Below are 18,183 nucleotides of genomic sequence, written 5' to 3'. Positions count from 1 at the left end.
ATCTCCGTGGGTCGGACGGCGGAAACGGGCAGAGGCAACGTAGGAACGCCGGATCAGCACGGGCAACGAATCGCAGCCAGGCGCAAAGCCTTGCCGGATTTCATCCCCTGTGGACGAGGGCGTCGCCCATCGTGGTGCGCACGTGCAGCACCGACGTGCCGTTGCGCGTGGTGGTGATCAGGCCCGCCCGACGCAGCACCGCGGTGTGGCGGCTGACGCTGGAGGGCGACGTGGCGGTGCGCGAGGCGAGCGCCGTGGTCGTCAGCTCCGCGTCCAGCAGCCGGAGCACGGTGGCCCGCGTCTCGCCCAGCAGCTCGCGCAGGGCGTCGGTCCCGGGCGGGTCGGCTTCGTCGTCAGGCTGCCAGAAGGCCTCGCGGGGGACCGGGTAGACGAGCACGGGCCGCAGCGCCGGGTCGGCCAGTGCGATCGGATGGTTGATGCCGAAGAAGGTGGGGACGAGCGACAGCCCGCGTCCCTCCAGGTGCAGGTCCCGGGTCACCGGGTAGGCGACCTCCAGGACCGGGGACCGCCAGCGGGTGGCCGGGCCCAGCCCGCCGAGCGCGGCCTCGACACCCTGCGCCAGGGTCCGGTGCGCGAGCCGGGTCACCGCGCGGCCGGAGATCTGTGCCGCCTGGTCGCGGTGCGGCGCGACGACGGTCCGGTGGTAGCGCCGCATCGCGACGCCCAGCCGGTGCAGCGCGGTGGGCCGTCCTGCGGCGACGTCGGCGAGCCAGGAGCCGCTGCCCCGTGGGGCGTCGAGCCGCCCGACCTCGGCACAGAGGCGCTTCTTGTCCGTGGACAGGACGGTCTCGACGCCCTCCCCGAAGTTCGTCGGCACACTCATGGGCGTCAGGAAGTCGGGAAAGTAGCCGCTGGCAGGGGCGAGCGCGGCCAGCAGCTCCGCGTCGCGCAGGAGTCCGGTCTTGTGGAGCCGGCGCCGGGAGCGCCGGCTCCACGAGGCGAAGTACGACTCTGGCCGGACCATCTGATGGATGCTCAGCACGAGCTCCCACATGGGGTCGAGCCGGTCGCCCACGCGGGTGCGCATCAGGTCGACGGCGGAGAAGTGAATGCGAAGCACAGGTCCCCCTCGGACTGTTCCAGCTCTCACGCCGGCGAGGCCGGCGTTCTGTAGAGAGGAGTGAGGGGGTGGCGTGGTACATCGTCGTCGCAGGTCAGCCGGGCTTGAACCCGGCCATCCAAGGGTGGTCGGCAGAAGGTCAGGTGGTCGGTAGCACGAGCTGCCGACCACCTGACCTTCTACCGACCACCCGACGTTCTGCCGACTATCCAGCCCCGGCAGCGCCGCTCGCCGTCACCCGCAGCCCGCGAGCTCCTCGGTGTCCGGCGTGAACCGGATCCAGTCGAACGCCGCCGTGAGCTCCGGCGTCGCCGCCGGGCCCCGGTAGGCGAACGGCCCGACGTCGGTCGCGGCGAGCTGGCCGGCCGGCGTGGCGCGGCCCAGGTTGACGAAGGTCGCGCCGTCCACGCTGTACGACGCCGTCAGCCACTCGCCATGGTTCGTGATCCGCAGCCACACGGTGTCGCCCGTCTCCGGCGGGGCCAGCGCGGAGTCCTCCGCCGTCCAGGAGTTGTTCCGGTCCACACCGTTGTTGCGCCACACGAAGTCGAACCGCTTGCCGGCGTCCACGTGCGAGATGTCGACGCGCACCGAGTTGGCGTCGTCGCGCCGCACGATCAGCCCTGCCTGCTGGAAGTTGACCTGCGGGTCGAGCGTGACCTGCGTGGTCACCTCCCAGGGTGTTTCCGGCACGGGCTGCAGCACCAGCGGCGCCGACGTCGAGTTGCCGGTGTACGTGGGGATGCGCCACGCGCCGTCGGCCACGACCGAGCGGTCCAGCGGGCCGCGCACCGACGTCGACCACAGCGTGCGGTCGAGCGCGACGCCGTCGAGCTCGTCGGAGCCCGCACCGGTGCACTGCGCGTACATCGGGTCCTCGGGGCGGGTGTTGAGCGGGTCCCGCACGCCGTCCGGGTCGAGCACCGCGTGCCCGATCGTCGTGTGCGAGCGCTCGCCGTACTCGTAGATCAGGTGCGTCCGGCCGCGCTCGGTGACGATCTGCGGGGACGACGCCCGCCCGGCCTCCGGCGGGGCGGGCCGCGGGATGAACAGCGGCTCGGGCTCGCCCACCTCGGTCAGGGTCCTGTCGACCTGCCGCGCGAAGATCGTGCCCACGGTCGAGCCGTAGACGATGTAGTCCTTGCCCTTCCAGCGCCACAGGTCGGCCGCCGACACGTTGGTGCCCTCGGCGGGGCCCGGCGTGATGATCGGCTCGGGCTCGACCCGCCAGTCCTTGCCGTCGCGGGAGTAGGCCAGGTTGATGTGCCGCACGTTGGTGTCGTAGTTGGTCATGAACAGCATCGCCCAGCGGTCGGCGGACGACCGGTCCGGGTTGGGGAAGACCCGCGCGTACGACGTCTCGGTGGCGTGCCGGCCCGGCTGGGCGGCGTCGACCATCTCGGTGGTGACGGCCTCGTCGCCGTAGTCGAAGGTGACGCCGTCGGTCGACGTCGCGTACCGCGTCACGGTGTTGTCCCCGTGGAAGTACAGGTACATCTTGCGCTCGGCGGCGTTCCACACGGCGTCGGGGGAGGAGACGTGCGGCACGTCGTAGATGCCCTCCCACTGGTTGGCGACCACCGGGCTGCCCTCGTACTGGGTCCACGGTCCGTCGAGCGAGTCGGCGTACATCAGGTTGATGCCGCCTGGGTCGTCGTGCGGCGCGTAGTAGACGTACCACTCGCCCAGCGGGTCGCTCAGGTGCGCCCCGGCGTGGAACACCGACGGGAAGATGAACTCCTGGTTGGGGTTGTGCGGCAGCGTGTCGTCGAGCGGGTCGACGATCGCCCCGGTCGAGGTGAAGACCGGCAGCCCGGGGCCGGGTGCGCCGTGCGCCCCGGACCCCCCGGAGGCCTCGGGTGTCGCCGCCTGCGTCACGCCGGGTATCAGCGTGACCAGGAGAGCGAGGGTTGCGCCGGCCAGAGCCCGGCGCGCGGTGAGGACAGCCATGGTGCGTACTCCTTCGTCGCGGTGCATGACGTCGCGGTTGTCGTGACGCGGCCAGCCTTCGTGCGGAGCGGAGCGGCGGTCAAGGCAGGTCATCAGATCTATCAACGAACCCGCTGATAATGCGCCACATCGGCGCCCGGAGGGTGCCCGGGGCAAGCGGCTCGGCCCACCGGGGGGCCCGTGGGGTGGTTGCTAATAATGCGCATCATCAGATTGACCGCGTGCTCGACGCCCCGTGAGACTCCGGATGTCAACGATGACCCGACCGGGCGTTTCGAGGAGGAGCCGTGCCACGTCGCCGCATCACCCAGACCGACGTCGCCGCGATGGCCGGCGTCAGCCAGGCCACCGTCTCGTTCGTGCTCAACGGGAGCACGCCGGCCGGCGTACGGATCAGCGAGGAGACGCGCCAGCGCGTGCTCGACGCGATCCGCATCACGGGCTACACCGCCAACCCCGCGGCCCAGCGTCTGGCGGGCGGGCTCGCCCAGATCCTCGGCGTCTTCACGTACGAGGCCACGTTCCCGCGTGCCAGCCGCGACTTCTACGGACCGTTCCTCACCGGGATCGAGCACGCCGCCGAGCGGCTCGGCGTCGACATCCTGCTGTTCACCAGCGCGCCGGTGGCGGACGGCCGCCGCCGGCTCACCCGGGACGGCTGGCAGCGGCTCGGTGTCGCCGACGGCTGCCTGCTCCTCGGGCAGCACGAGCACCGCGGCGAGCTGCAGCACCTGCTCGACACCAACTACCCGTTCGTCTTCATCGGCAAGCGCGGCAGCGACGGCGGCCGGCTGCCCTACGTCGGCGCCGACTACGTGGGCGGCACCGTGCGGCAGATCGACCGCCTGGTGGCCCACGGCCACCAGCGCATCGGCTACGTGGGCATGCGCGGCACGGACCAGCCCACGCTCGATCGCGTCGAGGGGTACCGCGACGCGATGAAGTCGCACGGCCTGACCACGCGGTTCGTCGAGCTGGAGGACGTCGCCGCCACCGCCGCCGAGATCGTCGACCAGCGCTTCACCGCCGTCGTCGTGGCCCCGGAGAACCACCCGGAGGAGCTCGCCGACGAGCTCGAGCGCCGCGGCCGGCGCGTGCCCGACGACGTGTCGGTGCTGCTCCTCGGGCAGCCCCATCACCCGCGCCGCGACGGCCGGCAGTGGTCCGGCTTCTCCGTGCCACGGGAGGAGATGGGCGCCCGCGCGCTGTACCTCCTCTCCCGCCTGGTGTCCGACGACGGACCACGCCGCGAGCGCGAGCGCGACGCGCGGCGTCCGGCCGCCGTGACCGAGGCCGAGCTGCACCAGATCCTCGTGTGCCCCGACGTCGAGGGCGCCACCGTGGCCCCGCCGCCGGCCGGCGCGCCGCCCGGGGCGGACGCCCCGTGACCCGACTGCCCTCGACCAGACCCCGAACCGACACCCACCTAAGGACGGACCACGCGTGACCCCTCAAGACCTGCAGACCGACGTGCTCGTGGTGGGCGCCGGCCTCGGCGGCATCGCCGCCGCGCTGGCCGCCGCCGACCGGGGCGCGAGCGTCGTCCTCACCGAGGAGCACCCGTGGATCGGCGGGCAGCTGACCTCGCAGGGCGTGCCGCCGGACGAGCACCCCTGGGTCGAGCGGTTCGGCGTGACGGCCCGCTACCGCGCGCTGCGCGACGGTATCCGCGACGTCTACCGCCGCCGCTACCCGCTGACCGGCGGAGCGCGGGACTGGGCCGAGCTCAACCCGGGCGCCGGGTGGGTGTCCAAGCTGTGCCACGAGCCGCGGGTCGCGGTCGGCGTGCTGGAGGAGATGCTGGCCCCGTACCGCTCGGCGGGCCGCATCCGGCTGCTGGAGCGCGTGCGTCCCGTGTCTGCCACGGCGGACGGCGACCGGGTCACCTCGGTGACTCTGCGCTCCGTGGTCGGCGGTGCGGACGTGACGGTCGCAGCGGCCTACACGGTCGACGCGACCGAGACCGGCGAGCTGCTGCCGCTGACCGGCACGGAGTACGTCACCGGGTTCGAGTCGCGGCACGAGACGGGGGAGCCCAGCGCCCCGGACGCGGCCCAGCCGGACAACGTGCAGGCCCTGAGCGTCTGCTTCGTCGTCGAGCACACCGACGGCGACCACACGATCGACAAGCCCGAGCGCTACGACTTCTGGCGCGCCTACGCGCCCGCCGCCTGGGGCGGCGAGCAGCTCCTGTCGTGGACGGCGCCCAACCCCCGCACGCTCGCGCTGGAGAAGCGGTCGTTCACCCCCAACCCGGGCGACGACCCGCTGGCCGTCGACGCCGACCAGTCCAAGAACGCCGGTGACGGCAATCTCTGGCTGTTCCGCCGTATCGCCGCGCGCGACCTGCACGAGCCCGGGTTCTACGAGAGCGACCTGTGCCTGGTGAACTGGCCGAGCATCGACTACTTCCTGGGGCACGTGCTCGACGTCTCCCGCGAGGAGGAGGAGGCCCGGATCGCCGACGCCCGGCAGCTCAGCCTCTCGATGCTCTACTGGATGCAGACGGAGGCGCCGCGGCCCGACGGCGGCACCGGGTTCCCCGGTCTGCGGCTGCGGCCCGACGTCATGGGCAACGCGGACGGCCTGGCCCAGGCGGCCTACCACCGCGAGTCCCGCCGCATCCGGGCGGTCACGACGATCACCGAGAACGACGTGTCCTACGCCGTGCGCGGCGACCAGGGTGCCACCCGGTACGCGGACTCGGTGGGCGTGGGCATGTACCGCATCGACCTGCACCCCTCGACGGGCGGCGACACGTACATCGACGTGCCGTCCACCCCGTTCGAGATCCCGCTGGGCGCCCTGCTGCCGCGCCGCACCACCAACCTGCTGGCGGGCAACAAGAACATCGGCACCACGCACATCACCAACGGGTGCTACCGGCTGCACCCGGTGGAGTGGAACGTGGGCGAGGCCGCCGGCCACCTGGCCGCGCACTGCCTCGCGACCGGCCGCACCCCGCACTCCGTCCAGTCCCGGCCGGACCAGCTCGCCGACTACCAGGCCGAGCTCGTCGCCGCCGGCGTCGAGCTGCGCTGGCCGGACGAGGCCCACCCCTACTGACGCGGGCGGCGTCCGCCCGCACCGGCACACGCCGGCGACGTCCCGTCGCCGGATCAGTCCAAAGGAGAACTGATGTCTGTACACCACATCCGGAACCGCAGGACGGCGGGAACCGCCGCCGTCCTCGGGACGGCGCTGGCCCTGTCCGCGTGCGCGGGCGGTACCGACGCGCCGGTCGGGGAGCCCGAGACCCCGTCCGAACCGGTCGACCTGCGCATGACCGTCTGGACGGCGGACGAGACGCAGCTCGACCTCTTCCAGTCCATCGCGGACGCCTACGTGGCCGAGAACCCGGAGCTGGTCTCGAGCGTGAAGTTCGAGACCATCCCGTTCGAGGACTACACCACCGCGCTGACCACCCAGCTCGCCGGCGGCAACGCCCCGGACCTGGCCTGGATCTTCGAGAGCAACGCCCCGGAGTTCGTCTCCAGCGGCGCGCTCGTGGACCTGCGCCCGGTGCTGGAGGGCACCGAGGGCTACGCGTTCGACGACCTCGTGCCGAGCGCCCTGACGCTCTGGGAGGACGGCGACGGCCTGTACGCCTACCCCTTCTCCAACAGCCCGTTCGCGATGTTCGTCAACACCGACCAGATCGAGGCCGCGGGCCAGCCCGACCCGGTCGACCTGGTGGCCGACGGCGGGTGGACCTTCGACGCGGCGCGCGACATCGCCGCCGCCACTGCCGAGAAGTCCGGCAAGCAGGGTCTGGTGGTGCGCGACTTCGACTACCAGTCGTGGGAGAACCTGGCCACGGTCTGGTCCGGGTGGAAGGCCGCTCCCTGGAGCGCGGACGGCACGCAGTGCACGTTCACCGACCCGGCGATGGTCGACGCCATGACCTGGTTCCACGACGCCGTGTTCACCGACGCCGCGATGCCCGCGCCGGGCACCACCGCCGACTTCTTCGCCGGTGACGCCGCCATGACGATCACGCAGATCAGCCGGGCCTCGGCCCTCGACGACTCCTTCCACTGGGACATCGTGCCGCTGCCCGAGGGGCCGGCCGGCAAGCAGAACGTCGTGGGCCAGGCCGGGGTCGGGGTCTTCGCCGCGGGCGAGCACCCGGACGTCGCCGCCGACTTCCTGGCGTACTTCACGAACGCGGAGAACGCCGAGCAGCTCGCGGCCTACTTCCCGCCGCCGCGCCAGTCGCTGCTCAACGGTGACAGCCTCGCGGCCGCCAACCCCAAGCTGACGGCCGACCAGCTCGAGGCAGTGGTGGTCCAGGGCGTCGAGGACGCCGTCACCAAGCCGGCGCACAAGAACTTCGCCAAGCTGTCCGAGACCGTGCGCGCCGAGCTCGACGCGCTGTGGGTCGAGGACGCCGACGTCGAGGCCGTGCTGACCGACACCTGCGCGGCGATCACGCCGCTGCTGGAGGACTGATCGTGGCGACAGCGTCAGCGGCGGTGCGCCGCGACTGGCTCGTCGGGTACACCATGGTCGCCCCGGTGGTCCTGGGGTCCCTCGCCTTCGTCGTCCTGCCGCTCGGCATGGTGGTCTGGTACTCCCTGCACGAGTGGAACGTCCTGGCGAACACCTTCACGTTCGTCGGGGCGGAGAACTACCAGCGGATGGCGTCCGACCCGGGCCTGGGTGACGCGCTCCTGGCGACCGTGTGGTTCTCGATCGGGCTCGTCGTGGTGAACATCGCGCTGGCGCTGTTGCTCGCCGTCCTGCTCAACCAGAAGCTGCCCGGGACCACCACGTTCCGGACGTTCTTCTTCTCGCCCGTCGTCGTCTCGCTGGTCGCCTGGACCATCGTCTGGAGCTTCCTGCTCCAGGCCGACGGCGGCATCAACGGGTTCCTGTCGGTGCTCGGTGCCGAGGGCCCGAACTGGCTGCGGCACCCCACCACGGCCATGATCGCCGTCATCATCGTGCAGGTCTTCAAGAACGTCGGCCTCAACATGATCCTGTTCCTCGCGGCGCTGCAGGGCGTGCCCGAGGAGCTGCAGGAGGCGGCCCGGCTCGACGGCGCCGGCGCGTGGCGCCGGTTCCGGTCGATCACCCTGCCGCTGATCAGTCCCACCATCCTGCTGGTCTCGATCATCACGATCGTCGGCTCGCTCGAGGTGTTCGCGCAGATCGACGTCCTCACCGGGGGCGGCCCGGGCAACTCGACCACGGTGCTCGTCTACTACCTGTACCAGCAGGCGTTCCGGTTCAACGAGTTCGGCTACGCCAGCGCCCTGGCGGTGCTCCTGTTCCTCATCGTTCTCGTACTGACGCTGCTGCAGTGGCAGTCGCGCAAGAGGTGGGTCTTCCATGAAGTCTGACGTCATGCCCGCGCCCGCCCCCGGGCGGCCCGGGCCCAGCGCCCCGGCCGTGCCGCCGGGCGACACCCGGGACGCGGCGCCCGGCCCGGCACGACGCCCGCCCCTGGGTGTCAGAGCCCGCCGCGGCCTGACCCGGTGGCTGCTCGTGCTGCTGCTGGCCGTGCTGAGCGTGCCGTTCGTCTTCCCCACCTGGTGGATGGCGACGTCCAGCCTCAAGCCGATGAGCGAGATCCTGCGCCGGGTGCCGACCATCTGGCCGCAGGACCCGTCCCTAGAGGCCTACGGCCGGGTGTTCACGCTCCAGCCGTTCGCGCAGCAGTACTGGAACTCCCTGTACATCGCGGTGCTGGTCACCGTCGGCACCATGCTGGTGGCGGCGATGGCGGGCTACGCGTTCGCGCGGATCCGCTTCCCCGGCGCCAACGCCCTGTTCGTGCTGGTGCTCGTGGGCCTGCTGGTCCCGTCGGAGGTGACGATCGTCCCGCTGTTCCGCATCGTCAACAGCCTCGGGCTCATCAACACCCACTGGCCGCTCATCGTCATCCCCGTGCTCGGGGCGCCCGCCGTGCTGGCCGTGTTCATCATGCGCCAGTTCTTCCTGGGGCTGCCCACCGAGCTGGAGGAGGCGGGCCGGATCGACGGGCTGGGCCGCTGGGGCGTCTTCTGGCGCATCGCGCTCCCGCTGTCCCGGTCCGCGCTGGGCGCCGTGGCGATCTTCACGTTCCTCAAGTCCTGGAACCTCTACCTCGAGCCCATCGTGTACCTCTCCAGCAAGGAGAACTTCACGCTCCCGCAGGCCCTGACGCAGTACGTCGACGCGTACGGCGGTCCCATGTGGAACGTCCAGCTAGCAGCGACGACGCTCACCGTGCTGCCCGTCCTGGCCGTCTTCCTCCTGGCGCAGAAGCAGTTCGTCCAGGGCCTCGCGCACAGCGGTCTCAAGGGCTGACCGACGGCGGCACGCCGACCGGCGTGCCGCCGTCCGCTCGCCGGGGTGAAAAGCAGGTGTGGTGCTAACGTGAAGCGCTCTGTATCGATCGCTTCACATGTAAGGAGTCCTGGCCTTCCCTGTGTGACCACCCGGCAGACCCGGGCGGAGCGGAGGGCCGTTGTGATGAGTACCTCAGAATCCACCAAGACCCTGCTGGGACGCGTCCAGCGTGCCGCCCGGCGAGTCGAGCGGGCCGCGCTCGGCCCGCAGGACCAGCGCGTCGGCACCGACCGGATCGTCTTCGGCGTCGCAGGTCTTATCGCGCTCGCGTTCATCGTCTGGGGCTTCGCCAGCCCCGACAGCCTCGGCACGGTGGCGGACAGCGCGCTCAACGGCGTCCTGAAGAACTTCGGCTGGCTGTTCGTCACGGCCGCCACGATCTTCACCGTCTTCGTCATCGTGGTCGCGATGGGCAGGTTCGGCAAGATCCCGCTGGGTCAGGACGGTGAGAAGCCGCAGTTCTCGACCCCGTCGTGGATCGCGATGATGTTCGCGACCGGCATGGGCATCGGCCTCATGTTCTACGGCGTCGGCGAGCCCCTCTACTTCTACATGGCGCCCCCGCCCGGCACCGTCGACGGCTCCACGCCCGCCGCCGCGGCCACGGCGATGGGGCAGACCCTCTTCCACTGGACGCTCTACCCCTGGGCCATGTACGCCATCGTGGGTCTCGGCATGGCCTACGGCACCTACCGCCTGGGCCGCGCGCAGCTGTTCAGCTCGATGTTCACCTCGCTGTTCGGCCGCAAGGCGGTCAACGGCGCGGGCGGCCGGGTCATCAACATCCTCGCGATCCTCGCCACCCTGTTCGGCTCCGCCTGCTCCCTGGGCCTCGGCGCCCTGCAGATCGGCGGCGGCATCCAGCACTCGGGCATCATGGAGTCCGTCGGCACGGCCACGCTCGTCATGATCATCGCGATCCTGACCTGCCTGTTCGTCGTCTCGGCCGTGTCCGGCATCGAGCGCGGCATCCAGTGGCTGTCCAACGCCAACATGTGGCTCGCGCTGCTGCTCGCGATCATCGTCTTCATCGGCGGACCCACGCTGTTCATCCTCAACGTGCTGCCCGCGTCGCTCGGCGCGTTCGTCGGGGACCTGCCCGAGATGGCCTCGCGGACCGCCGCGTCCGGCGACCAGTCGCTCGCGGACTGGATGGGCTCCTGGACCATCTTCTACTGGGCCTGGTGGGTGTCCTGGACGCCGTTCGTCGGCCCGTTCATCGCCCGTATCTCGCGCGGCCGCACGGTGCGCCAGTTCGTCACCGGCGTGCTGCTGGTGCCCTCGATCGTGTCGACCATCTGGTTCGCGATCTTCGGCGGCGGCGCCATCGGCCTCCAGGAGCGCGCCGAGCAGGCGCAGGACGCGGGCAAGGCCCTCGCCGCCATCGGGGAGGGCGGGGCCGACATCAACTTCGACCTCATCTTCTTCCAGACGCTCGGCGCCCTGCCGGTGCCCAGCTGGGTGGGGGTCGCGCTGATGGTCCTCGCGGTCGTGCTGGTGGCCATCTTCTTCGTCACCGGCGCCGACTCCGCCTCGATCATCATGGGCGGGCTCTCCGAGAACGGTGCCGAGGAGCCCACCAGGAAGTCAGTGATCTTCTGGGGCGTGAGCACCGGTGCCGTGGCCGCCGCGATGCTGCTGGCCGGCGGCGACGATCCAGCCGCAGCCCTGACCGGCCTGAAGAACATCACCATCGTCTCCGCGCTGCCGTTCGTCGTGGTGATGCTCGTGCTCTGCGTGGCGCTGTGGAAGGACCTCTCGAGCGATCCGCTGGTCCTCAAACGGGAGCTGGCGGTGCAGGTGCTGGCCGAGACGGTCGACACCGGCGTCGAGAAGCACGACGGCGAGCCGTTCGAGCTCTCCACCTCGGCGTCGTCCGCCACGGAGGACGCCGACGACACCCCGGCCACCCCGGAGAACGGCGTCCCGGTGGTCGCCGACGGCGGCGTCATCGCCAAGGACTGACGCCCCACGTGTCAGACGTACAGGTCCCTGCAGGGACCTGTACGTCTGACACGGGCAAAATCCGTTGCTCCGGGCGCCTCCGGCGAAGGACGGTGTCCCCATGACCGATCTCTCGCGCCTGCTGAAGGCATACGACGAACAGCTCCGCACCGACGCCGAGACGCCCAGCGCCGTCTCCGTCACGCCGCTGGGGCCACTGCGGCTCGTGACCTTCCTGGGCGGGCGGGGCTTCGTCACCTACCGCGACCTCGGCGGCGCCGACGAGGCGCGCGTGCGCGAGCTGGTCGACGACGCCGTGGCCCGCTTCCGGGCCGACGGCGGCATCACGAAGGTCGAGTGGAAGACCCGTGGCCACGACCACGCACCCGGGCTGCACGAGGCCCTGCTGGCGCACGGGTTCGAGCCCGAGGAACCGGAGTCGATCATGATCGGCGAGGCGCAGGCCCTCGCGGTCGACGTCCCGCTGCCCGACGGCGTCACCCTGCGCCGTGTGACCGAGGAGCCGGACGTGCGCGCCATGTGCGCCATGCAGGACGAGGTGTTCGGCAGCCCGGTCTCGGACAGCACGGCGAACGCGATCCTGCGCCGGCAGGCGATCGACCCGAGCATGGAGCTGTGGGTCGCGGAGGCCGACGGCCAGATCGTGACCGCGGGCCGGCTGGAGCCCGTGCCGGGCACCGACTTCGCCGGGATCTGGGGCGGCAGCACCCGTGCCGAGTGGCGCGGCCGGGGCATCTACCGGGCGCTGACGGCGGCTCGCGCGCGCTCGGCGCTCGCGCAGGGCAAGACACTGATCAACAGCGACTCCACCGAGTACTCGCGCCCCATCCTGGAGCGCTACGGCTTCGCCAGGGTGTCCACCACGACGCCCTACGTCTGGGAGCGCTGACCGCCAGAGCCGGCGCCGCCCCGGACTGCCCGGCAGCGGGCGTCAGTCCGCGCGCCGCCGGCCCATGATGTTGGCCGGCTCGCTGACGCCCGCGTACCGGAAGCCGGGCACCAGGTCCACGAACCCGAGGCGCCGGTAGAGCACCTTGGCCCGGTCGGCCGGGTCGGCGGTGGTGGACAGCAGGGTGTGGCGGTGCGGGGTCCGCCCGAGGAGCGTGCGCAGCAACGCCGTCCCGAGGCCCCGCCCCTGGTACCCGGGCAGGACCTCCAGCTCGTTGAGCTCGAACGTGTCCATAGTCCACTCGCCGTGCCCGGCCTGCTCCAGCGCGGGTCCCACCTGCTGCGGCCACCAGTGGCCGGGCTGGTAGTCGAACCCGTACACGAAGCCCACCAGCGCGTCGTCCTCGAACGCGCCGAAGGTCAGTGCGCCGTCGTAGAGGGGCAGGTAGGCGAGGCGGGTGTCGCGGAAGTGGTCGCGGCGCTCGTCCGAGTAGCCGAAGGCGCGCTGGAAGACGCCGGCGATCTCGTCCGCGCGTCGCAGCACCTCGGAGGTCTCCAGCGCCCGGATCGTCATGTCGGCACGCTAGCGCCGTCCGCCGGCTCGGCGCGAGGGACGACCGGATGGAACGCAGGAGGTCTCGCGCGCGTTGCCCAGGCGGAGTTGGACAAGCGTCCTAGACTCGGTCACGCAGGGATTCTTACGAGGCGGGGTGTGTCGTGGTTCAAGGCAAGGTCATCAGGTTCGACGAGGTTCGCGGCTACGGGTTCGTTGCGCCGGACACCGGTGGGGACGACGTGTTCATCCACGTCAACGACCTCGAGTTCGACAAGCGCAACCTCGCCGTGGGCGCGGTCGTGGACTTCGCGGTGGAGGACGGCGACCGGGGCCTGAAGGCCTCCACGGTCACCCTGGTGGCGCCTGCCCCCGCCCTGGCCCCCGCGATGACGGCGACCGCCGTCGGCGCGGGTGCGACCACGGCGCCCGTCCCCACCTTCCTCCCGCCCCTGCCCGACGCCGGCTCGCGGCCCGACGGCGACGGCCCGTCCGAGCGCGAGCTCGCGGTCGAGGTGACCGAGGTGCTGCTCGCCGGCGTGCCCACCCTGACCGCCGAGCAGGTGCTCGCGACCAGGGGTGCTTTCGTCGCGGTGGCGCGTTCCCACGGATGGGTGTGAGATTTCACCCGAGGTGTTACCGCTCTGTTTCCGTCCTTGTTGTGCGGCGACGGCGCCGCTACGGAGCGATATCAGGTCGGTAACGATCAGATCCGCCAAACGGCGAAGTAGGGCAAACCCTCCCATCGCGTGAGTAGCGTGAGCGGAAACCATGACGGTGACGGACATCTCACCCCCGTGCGCTGCGGCGTAGCGGGGGTGACTACGGCGCCGGCATTCCCCTGAGGAGGAACATTGAAGATCAGGCGACTGAGCGCCGCCGTCGCAGTGGCTGCCAGTGGCGCGCTGCTGTTCTCGGCGTGCACCAGCCCGGCGGGTAACGACGACCCGGCCGAAGGTGAGTCCACAGCGACGTCGGCCGCGGCCGACGGTCCGTGCAAGGCTGACCTCGGGGACATCACCACCGCCGACGGTGAGGTCAAGGTGTCGGTCGAGGACGAGTTCCTCGGCTACAACACGAACACCCCCGAGACCTACTCCACGTACAACAGCGCGGTCACGGACCGCATCTTCGGCGGCTTCTACTACTTCGGTGCCGACGGCTCGATCTGCGCCGACGAGGACTACGGCACGTACGAGGCCATCTCGGAGGACCCGCTGCAGGTCCAGTACACCCTCAACGACGAGGCTGCCTGGTCGGACGGCACCCCGATCACCTACGCCGACTACCTGCTCGACTGGGCGGCCCAGGCGATCACCGAGGACGGCAAGGTCACCGACGACGGTTCGGAGACCCCGCTGTTCAACCACATCTCCGGCCTGACGCTGGGCGACTACGTGCCCGAGGGTCCGCAGGCGGACTCCCCGGACGCCAAGTCGTTCACCTACGACTACGAGCGCGTGTACGCCGACTGGAAGATCCAGATCGGTTCCGCGTTCCCGGCCCACGTGGTCGCCGAGAAGGCGGGCGTCTCCACCGAGGAGCTCGTCACCGCCATCCAGGACCTCGACATGGACGTCCTGAAGAAGGCCGCCAAGTTCTGGAACGAGGGCTGGCTGTCGCAGCCGGGCGAGGTCCCGGACCCGGCGATCGCCCCCGTGAGCGGCCCGTACGACTTCAAGGCCGACGGCTGGGAGGCCGGCCAGTACATCACCCTCGAGGCGAACGACAAGTACTGGGGCACGCCCGCCGCGACCAAGGAGCTGACCTTCCGCTTCGTGGCCGCCGACGCGCAGATCCAGGCGCTGGCCAACGGTGACCTCGACGTCATCCAGCCGAACGGCCCCACGGTCGACACGGTGACGCAGCTCGAGCAGCTCGGTGACGCCGTCACGGTGGACACCAACCAGAACCTGACCTGGGAGCACCTCGACTTCAACTTCAACTCGGGCATCTTCTCCGACAGCCTGGAGGCCCGTGAGGCGTTCGCGCTCTGCGTGCCGCGCCAGAAGATCGTGGACGACCTGATCAAGCCGATCGCCCCCGAGGCCGTCATGATGAACGCCCGCGAGGTCTTCCCGTTCCAGGACAACTACGAGGCCACGGTCTCCGAGTCCTACGACGGCCGGTACGACGAGGTCGACCTCGAGGCGGCCAAGGAGAAGTTCGCTGCCGCGGGCCTCAAGGAGGGCGAGAAGGTTCGCATCGGCTACGCCGCGCCGAACCCGCGTCGTGCCGCCGAGGTCGAGGCCATCAAGTCCTCGTGCGACCAGGTCGGCTTCGAGATCGTCGACTCGGCCGCGCCGGACTTCTTCGACAAGGACCTGCCGAACGGTGACTACGAGGTCGCGCTGTTCGCCTGGGCCGGCTCCGGCCAGATCGCCTCGGGCGAGAACATCTACTCGACCACCGGTCAGCAGAACTACGGTGGCTACTCCGACAAGACCGTGGACGAGGCCTGGAAGACGCTGGCCAGCACCACGGACGAGGCGGTGCACGCCGAGCAGACCGTGATCATCGAGAAGCAGCTGTGGGACACCCTGTTCGGTATCCCGCTGTTCGCCCACCCGGGCGTCATCGCCAGCAGCTCGAGCCTCGAGAACGTGCGGAACACCGCCGCTCAGAGCGGTGTGCTGTGGAACTCCGAGCAGTGGGCCCGCGCCTCCTGACGCGAGCCTGACGCAAGACCTGCGGGGAAGGGCGCCTCTGGTCCCTTCCCCGCAGGGCTGTTCGCTTCCGGTCAGGATTATTTCCAGTCCTGATCTGGGTCAATGGCGGCAATTTTCATCCGGTGTCCTAGAGTGACCCACTGATCGCATTCCCCAGCAGACGCCGTGCTGCGTCCGCCTCGAAGGGCCAACCCGTGCTCAAGTTCATCCTCCGGCGCATCGGCGCCTCGGCGCTCGTCCTGCTGGGCGCCTCCTTGCTCATGTTCTTCCTGACCATCAACTCGGGCGATCCGCTCAAGGACCTGCGCGAGTCGAACGACCCGAACCGCGAGCAGCTCATGGCGCAGCGGAGCGAACTGCTCCGGCTCGACGACTCGCCCTGGGAGCGGTACTGGGACTGGCTCAGTGGCGTCGGAGGCTGTTTCACCGGGAACTGCGACCTCGGCGTCACCATCAACGGCGTCGACGTGCTGGGTCTGACCCAGCAGGCGGCGGTCTCGACGCTCCGCCTGATCACCGTGGCCACGGTGCTCGCGATCATCGTCGGTATCGCGCTCGGCATCCTCACCGCGATCCGGCAGTACTCGGGCTTCGACTACTCCATCACGTTCAGCGCGTTCCTCTTCTTCTCGCTGCCGGTCTTCTGGGCCGCCACCCTGCTCAAGGAGTTCGCGGCCATCCAGTACAACAACTGGATCGCCGACGGCCACTACGCGCCATGGACCATCGTGATAGTCGCGGTGGTGGCGGGCTTCCTGCTCCAGGCGGTACTCGGCGGTACCAGGAAGCGCCGGATGCTGACGGCGGCCGCCGTGTTCGCGTTCGTCACGGTCATCCTCTTCGTCTTCAACGCCCTCGACTGGTGGCGCAACCCGATGTTCGGCATCGGCGGCGTGCTCGTGGTGTCGGCCGCCGCGGGTGTGCTCGTCACCGCCCTGGTCGCGGGCCTGCGGAACCGGCGCGCGCTCTACGCGGCCCTCACCACCGTCGTGGTCGGCGTCGTCGCCTACCTCGCCTTCGCGCCGCTCCTGGTCAACAGCCCGAGCTGGGGTCTGCTCGCCGGGCTGTTCGTGCTCGCGGTGCTGGTCTCGGTCGGGATCGGCGCTGCCTGGGGTGGGTACGCCCGCAAGCAGTCCATGCTGGTCACCGGCATCACCGGTGTCATCACCAGCCTGATGGTCTTCGCCGACCTCCTGATCGCGCACTGGGCCAGCTTCCTGGGCGTCAAGTCGCGCCCCATCTCGACCATCGGCTCCCAGACCCCGAACTTCACCGGGGGCTTCTGGGAGCAGGTGCTCGACATGGCCACGCAGATCCTGCTGCCCACCATCCTGCTCACCCTGGTCTCCGTGGCGACGCACTCGCGGTACACGCGGTCGTCGATGCTCGAGACCCTGAACCAGGACTACGTGCGCACGGCCCGGTCGAAGGGCCTGTCGGAGCGCGAGGTCATCGTCAAGCACGCCTTCCGCAACGCCCTCATCCCGATCACCACGATCGTCGCCTTCGACTTCGCGGCCCTCATCGGCGGCGCGGTCATCACCGAGCAGGTGTTCGGCTGGAAGGGCATGGGCGCCCTGTTCCAGGACGGCCTGAACGCCGTGGACCCCGCGCCGGTCATGGCGTTCTTCCTCGTCACGGGTGTTGCCGCCGTGCTGATGAACCTGCTGGCAGACATCGCGTACGCGGCCCTCGACCCCCGGATCCGGCGCTGAGCGCGGGCCACGGCAGGAGACACAGACATGAGTGACATCAGGAACAGCACCCCTGGCGGCGAGGACTACGAGCCCCAGATCTCCGTGGCCAGCACGGACGCCGTCGGCCTCGCGGCCGGCGGCTCGGCGGCCCCGCTGCCCGGCGAGGACAAGTCCTACAGCCAGGGCCAGCTCGTCGCCCGCCGGTTCTTCCGGCACCGGGCGGCGCTCAGCTCGATGATCGTGCTCGGCATCATCATCGTCGTGGCGTTCACCTCGATCGGCATCGGTCCGATCCCCGGGTGGTGGCCCAACAACTACACGCTGCAGTACGACAAGATCGGCGACGGCGCGCCCACCTGGCAGTACCCCTTCGGCCAGGACACCGGCGGCAAGGACTACTTCGCCCTGGTCATGCGCGGCACCCAGTTCTCGCTGATCATCGCGTTCGCCGTGGGCATCATCTCGACGGTCGTGGGCACACTGATCGGGGCCCTGGCCGGCTTCTACCGCGGCTGGGTCGAGTCGGTCCTGATGCGGGTGACCGATGTCTTCATCGTGATCCCGCTGCTGGTCGTCGCGGCCGTGCTCGGCAAGACGGCGTCCGGCTGGGGCATCTGGGGTCTGGCCCTCGTGCTCGGCCTGGTCACGTGGACGAGCCTGGCCCGCCTGGTGCGCGGCGAGGTGCTCTCGCTGCGCGAACGCGACTTCGTGCTGGCCGCGCAGGCAGTCGGCACCAGCCCCTGGCGCATCATCAGCAAGCACGTCCTGCCCAACGCGGTCGGCGTGATCATCGTGTCCGCGACGCTCTCGATCTCCAGCGCGATCCTCCTGGAGACCTCGCTGAGCTTCCTCGGGTTCGGCGTGCAGGCGCCGGACACCTCGCTGGGTACCCTCATCAACGACTACCAGGCCGCCTTCGCGACGCGGCCGTGGCTGTTCTGGTGGCCTGGCCTGATGATCCTGGCCATCGCCCTGTGCGTGAACTTCATCGGCGACGGCCTGCGCGACGCGTTCGACCCCCGCCAGAACCGGACCAAGGACTGA

The 18,183-nt window shown here is 70.3% G+C and carries 14 protein-coding genes; 11 read left to right on the top strand and 3 right to left on the bottom strand.

The window, feature by feature from the left end:
- Positions 1–100: 100 nt before the first annotated feature.
- Both ACH47X_RS23595 and ACH47X_RS23590 read right to left on the bottom strand, forming a co-directional pair.
- Positions 101–1,081, bottom strand: a complete 981-nt coding sequence (locus ACH47X_RS23595) for an ArsR/SmtB family transcription factor (RefSeq protein WP_397407447.1) — start codon at positions 1,079–1,081, stop codon at positions 101–103.
- Positions 1,082–1,315: 234 nt separating this feature from the next.
- Positions 1,316–3,031: a DUF1349 domain-containing protein gene (locus ACH47X_RS23590; protein ID WP_397407445.1), complete on the bottom strand. Its 1,716-nt coding sequence runs from the start codon at positions 3,029–3,031 to the stop codon at positions 1,316–1,318.
- Between the two features lie 287 nt (positions 3,032–3,318).
- On the opposite strand from ACH47X_RS23590, the gene ACH47X_RS23585 reads away from it, so the two are divergent.
- The 7 genes from ACH47X_RS23585 to ACH47X_RS23555 all read left to right on the top strand — a co-directional run bounded on the left by ACH47X_RS23585 (position 3,319) and on the right by ACH47X_RS23555 (position 12,221).
- Positions 3,319–4,419, top strand: a complete 1,101-nt coding sequence (locus tag ACH47X_RS23585; RefSeq protein WP_397407443.1) for a LacI family DNA-binding transcriptional regulator — start codon at positions 3,319–3,321, stop codon at positions 4,417–4,419.
- A 55-nt stretch (positions 4,420–4,474) separates the two neighbouring features.
- A complete protein-coding gene (locus ACH47X_RS23580; RefSeq protein ID WP_397407441.1) occupies positions 4,475–6,097 on the top strand; it encodes an FAD-dependent oxidoreductase in 1,623 nt (540 codons plus the stop codon).
- Positions 6,098–6,169: 72 nt separating this feature from the next.
- A complete protein-coding gene (locus ACH47X_RS23575) occupies positions 6,170–7,483 on the top strand; it encodes an ABC transporter substrate-binding protein (RefSeq protein WP_397407439.1) in 1,314 nt (437 codons plus the stop codon).
- Between the two features lie 2 nt (positions 7,484–7,485).
- Positions 7,486–8,376 (top strand): carbohydrate ABC transporter permease, encoded by an 891-nt coding sequence (locus ACH47X_RS23570; RefSeq protein ID WP_245605736.1) that lies wholly within the window; start codon positions 7,486–7,488, stop codon positions 8,374–8,376.
- Positions 8,366–9,325: a carbohydrate ABC transporter permease gene (locus tag ACH47X_RS23565; protein ID WP_397407437.1), complete on the top strand. Its 960-nt coding sequence runs from the start codon at positions 8,366–8,368 to the stop codon at positions 9,323–9,325. Before ACH47X_RS23570 ends, ACH47X_RS23565 begins: the two co-directional genes overlap by 11 nt.
- Positions 9,326–9,490: 165 nt before the next feature.
- Positions 9,491–11,332 (top strand): BCCT family transporter, encoded by a 1,842-nt coding sequence (locus tag ACH47X_RS23560; protein WP_397407435.1) that lies wholly within the window; start codon positions 9,491–9,493, stop codon positions 11,330–11,332.
- Positions 11,333–11,432: 100 nt separating this feature from the next.
- Positions 11,433–12,221, top strand: a complete 789-nt coding sequence (locus ACH47X_RS23555) for a GNAT family N-acetyltransferase (RefSeq protein WP_397407433.1) — start codon at positions 11,433–11,435, stop codon at positions 12,219–12,221.
- Positions 12,222–12,263: 42 nt separating this feature from the next.
- On the opposite strand, the gene ACH47X_RS23550 is transcribed toward ACH47X_RS23555, so the two are convergent.
- Positions 12,264–12,794, bottom strand: a complete 531-nt coding sequence (locus ACH47X_RS23550) for a GNAT family N-acetyltransferase (protein WP_397407431.1) — start codon at positions 12,792–12,794, stop codon at positions 12,264–12,266.
- Positions 12,795–12,937: 143 nt separating this feature from the next.
- On the opposite strand from ACH47X_RS23550, the gene ACH47X_RS23545 reads away from it, so the two are divergent.
- From ACH47X_RS23545 to ACH47X_RS23530, 4 genes are all read left to right on the top strand, one after another.
- Positions 12,938–13,393, top strand: coding sequence for a cold-shock protein (locus ACH47X_RS23545; protein WP_397407429.1), 456 nt, complete (start codon positions 12,938–12,940; stop codon positions 13,391–13,393).
- Positions 13,394–13,627: 234 nt separating this feature from the next.
- Positions 13,628–15,442, top strand: a complete 1,815-nt coding sequence (locus ACH47X_RS23540) for an ABC transporter substrate-binding protein (RefSeq protein ID WP_397407427.1) — start codon at positions 13,628–13,630, stop codon at positions 15,440–15,442.
- A 194-nt stretch (positions 15,443–15,636) separates the two neighbouring features.
- Entirely contained in the window at positions 15,637–17,157 is a 1,521-nt protein-coding gene (locus ACH47X_RS23535; protein ID WP_036970277.1) for an ABC transporter permease, read from the top strand.
- Positions 17,158–17,184: 27 nt separating this feature from the next.
- Positions 17,185–18,183, top strand: coding sequence for an ABC transporter permease (locus ACH47X_RS23530; protein WP_397407425.1), 999 nt, complete (start codon positions 17,185–17,187; stop codon positions 18,181–18,183).

This window comes from Promicromonospora kroppenstedtii, assembly GCF_044389675.1.
Classification (GTDB): Bacteria; Actinomycetota; Actinomycetes; order Actinomycetales; family Cellulomonadaceae; genus Promicromonospora; species Promicromonospora kroppenstedtii.
The sequence above is the reverse complement of the archived record's forward strand: the minus strand, read 5'-3'. Positions and strand labels throughout refer to the sequence as shown.

Coding starts and splice junctions, on each gene's coding strand:
- ACH47X_RS23575 (WP_397407439.1), top strand. CDS start 6,170: ATGTCTGTACACCACATCCGGAACCGCAGGACGGCGGGAACCGCCGCC.
- ACH47X_RS23550 (WP_397407431.1), bottom strand. CDS start 12,794: ATGACGATCCGGGCGCTGGAGACCTCCGAGGTGCTGCGACGCGCGGAC.
- ACH47X_RS23555 (WP_397407433.1), top strand. CDS start 11,433: ATGACCGATCTCTCGCGCCTGCTGAAGGCATACGACGAACAGCTCCGC.
- ACH47X_RS23560 (WP_397407435.1), top strand. CDS start 9,491: ATGAGTACCTCAGAATCCACCAAGACCCTGCTGGGACGCGTCCAGCGT.
- ACH47X_RS23590 (WP_397407445.1), bottom strand. CDS start 3,031: ATGGCTGTCCTCACCGCGCGCCGGGCTCTGGCCGGCGCAACCCTCGCT.
- ACH47X_RS23530 (WP_397407425.1), top strand. CDS start 17,185: ATGAGTGACATCAGGAACAGCACCCCTGGCGGCGAGGACTACGAGCCC.
- ACH47X_RS23565 (WP_397407437.1), top strand. CDS start 8,366: ATGAAGTCTGACGTCATGCCCGCGCCCGCCCCCGGGCGGCCCGGGCCC.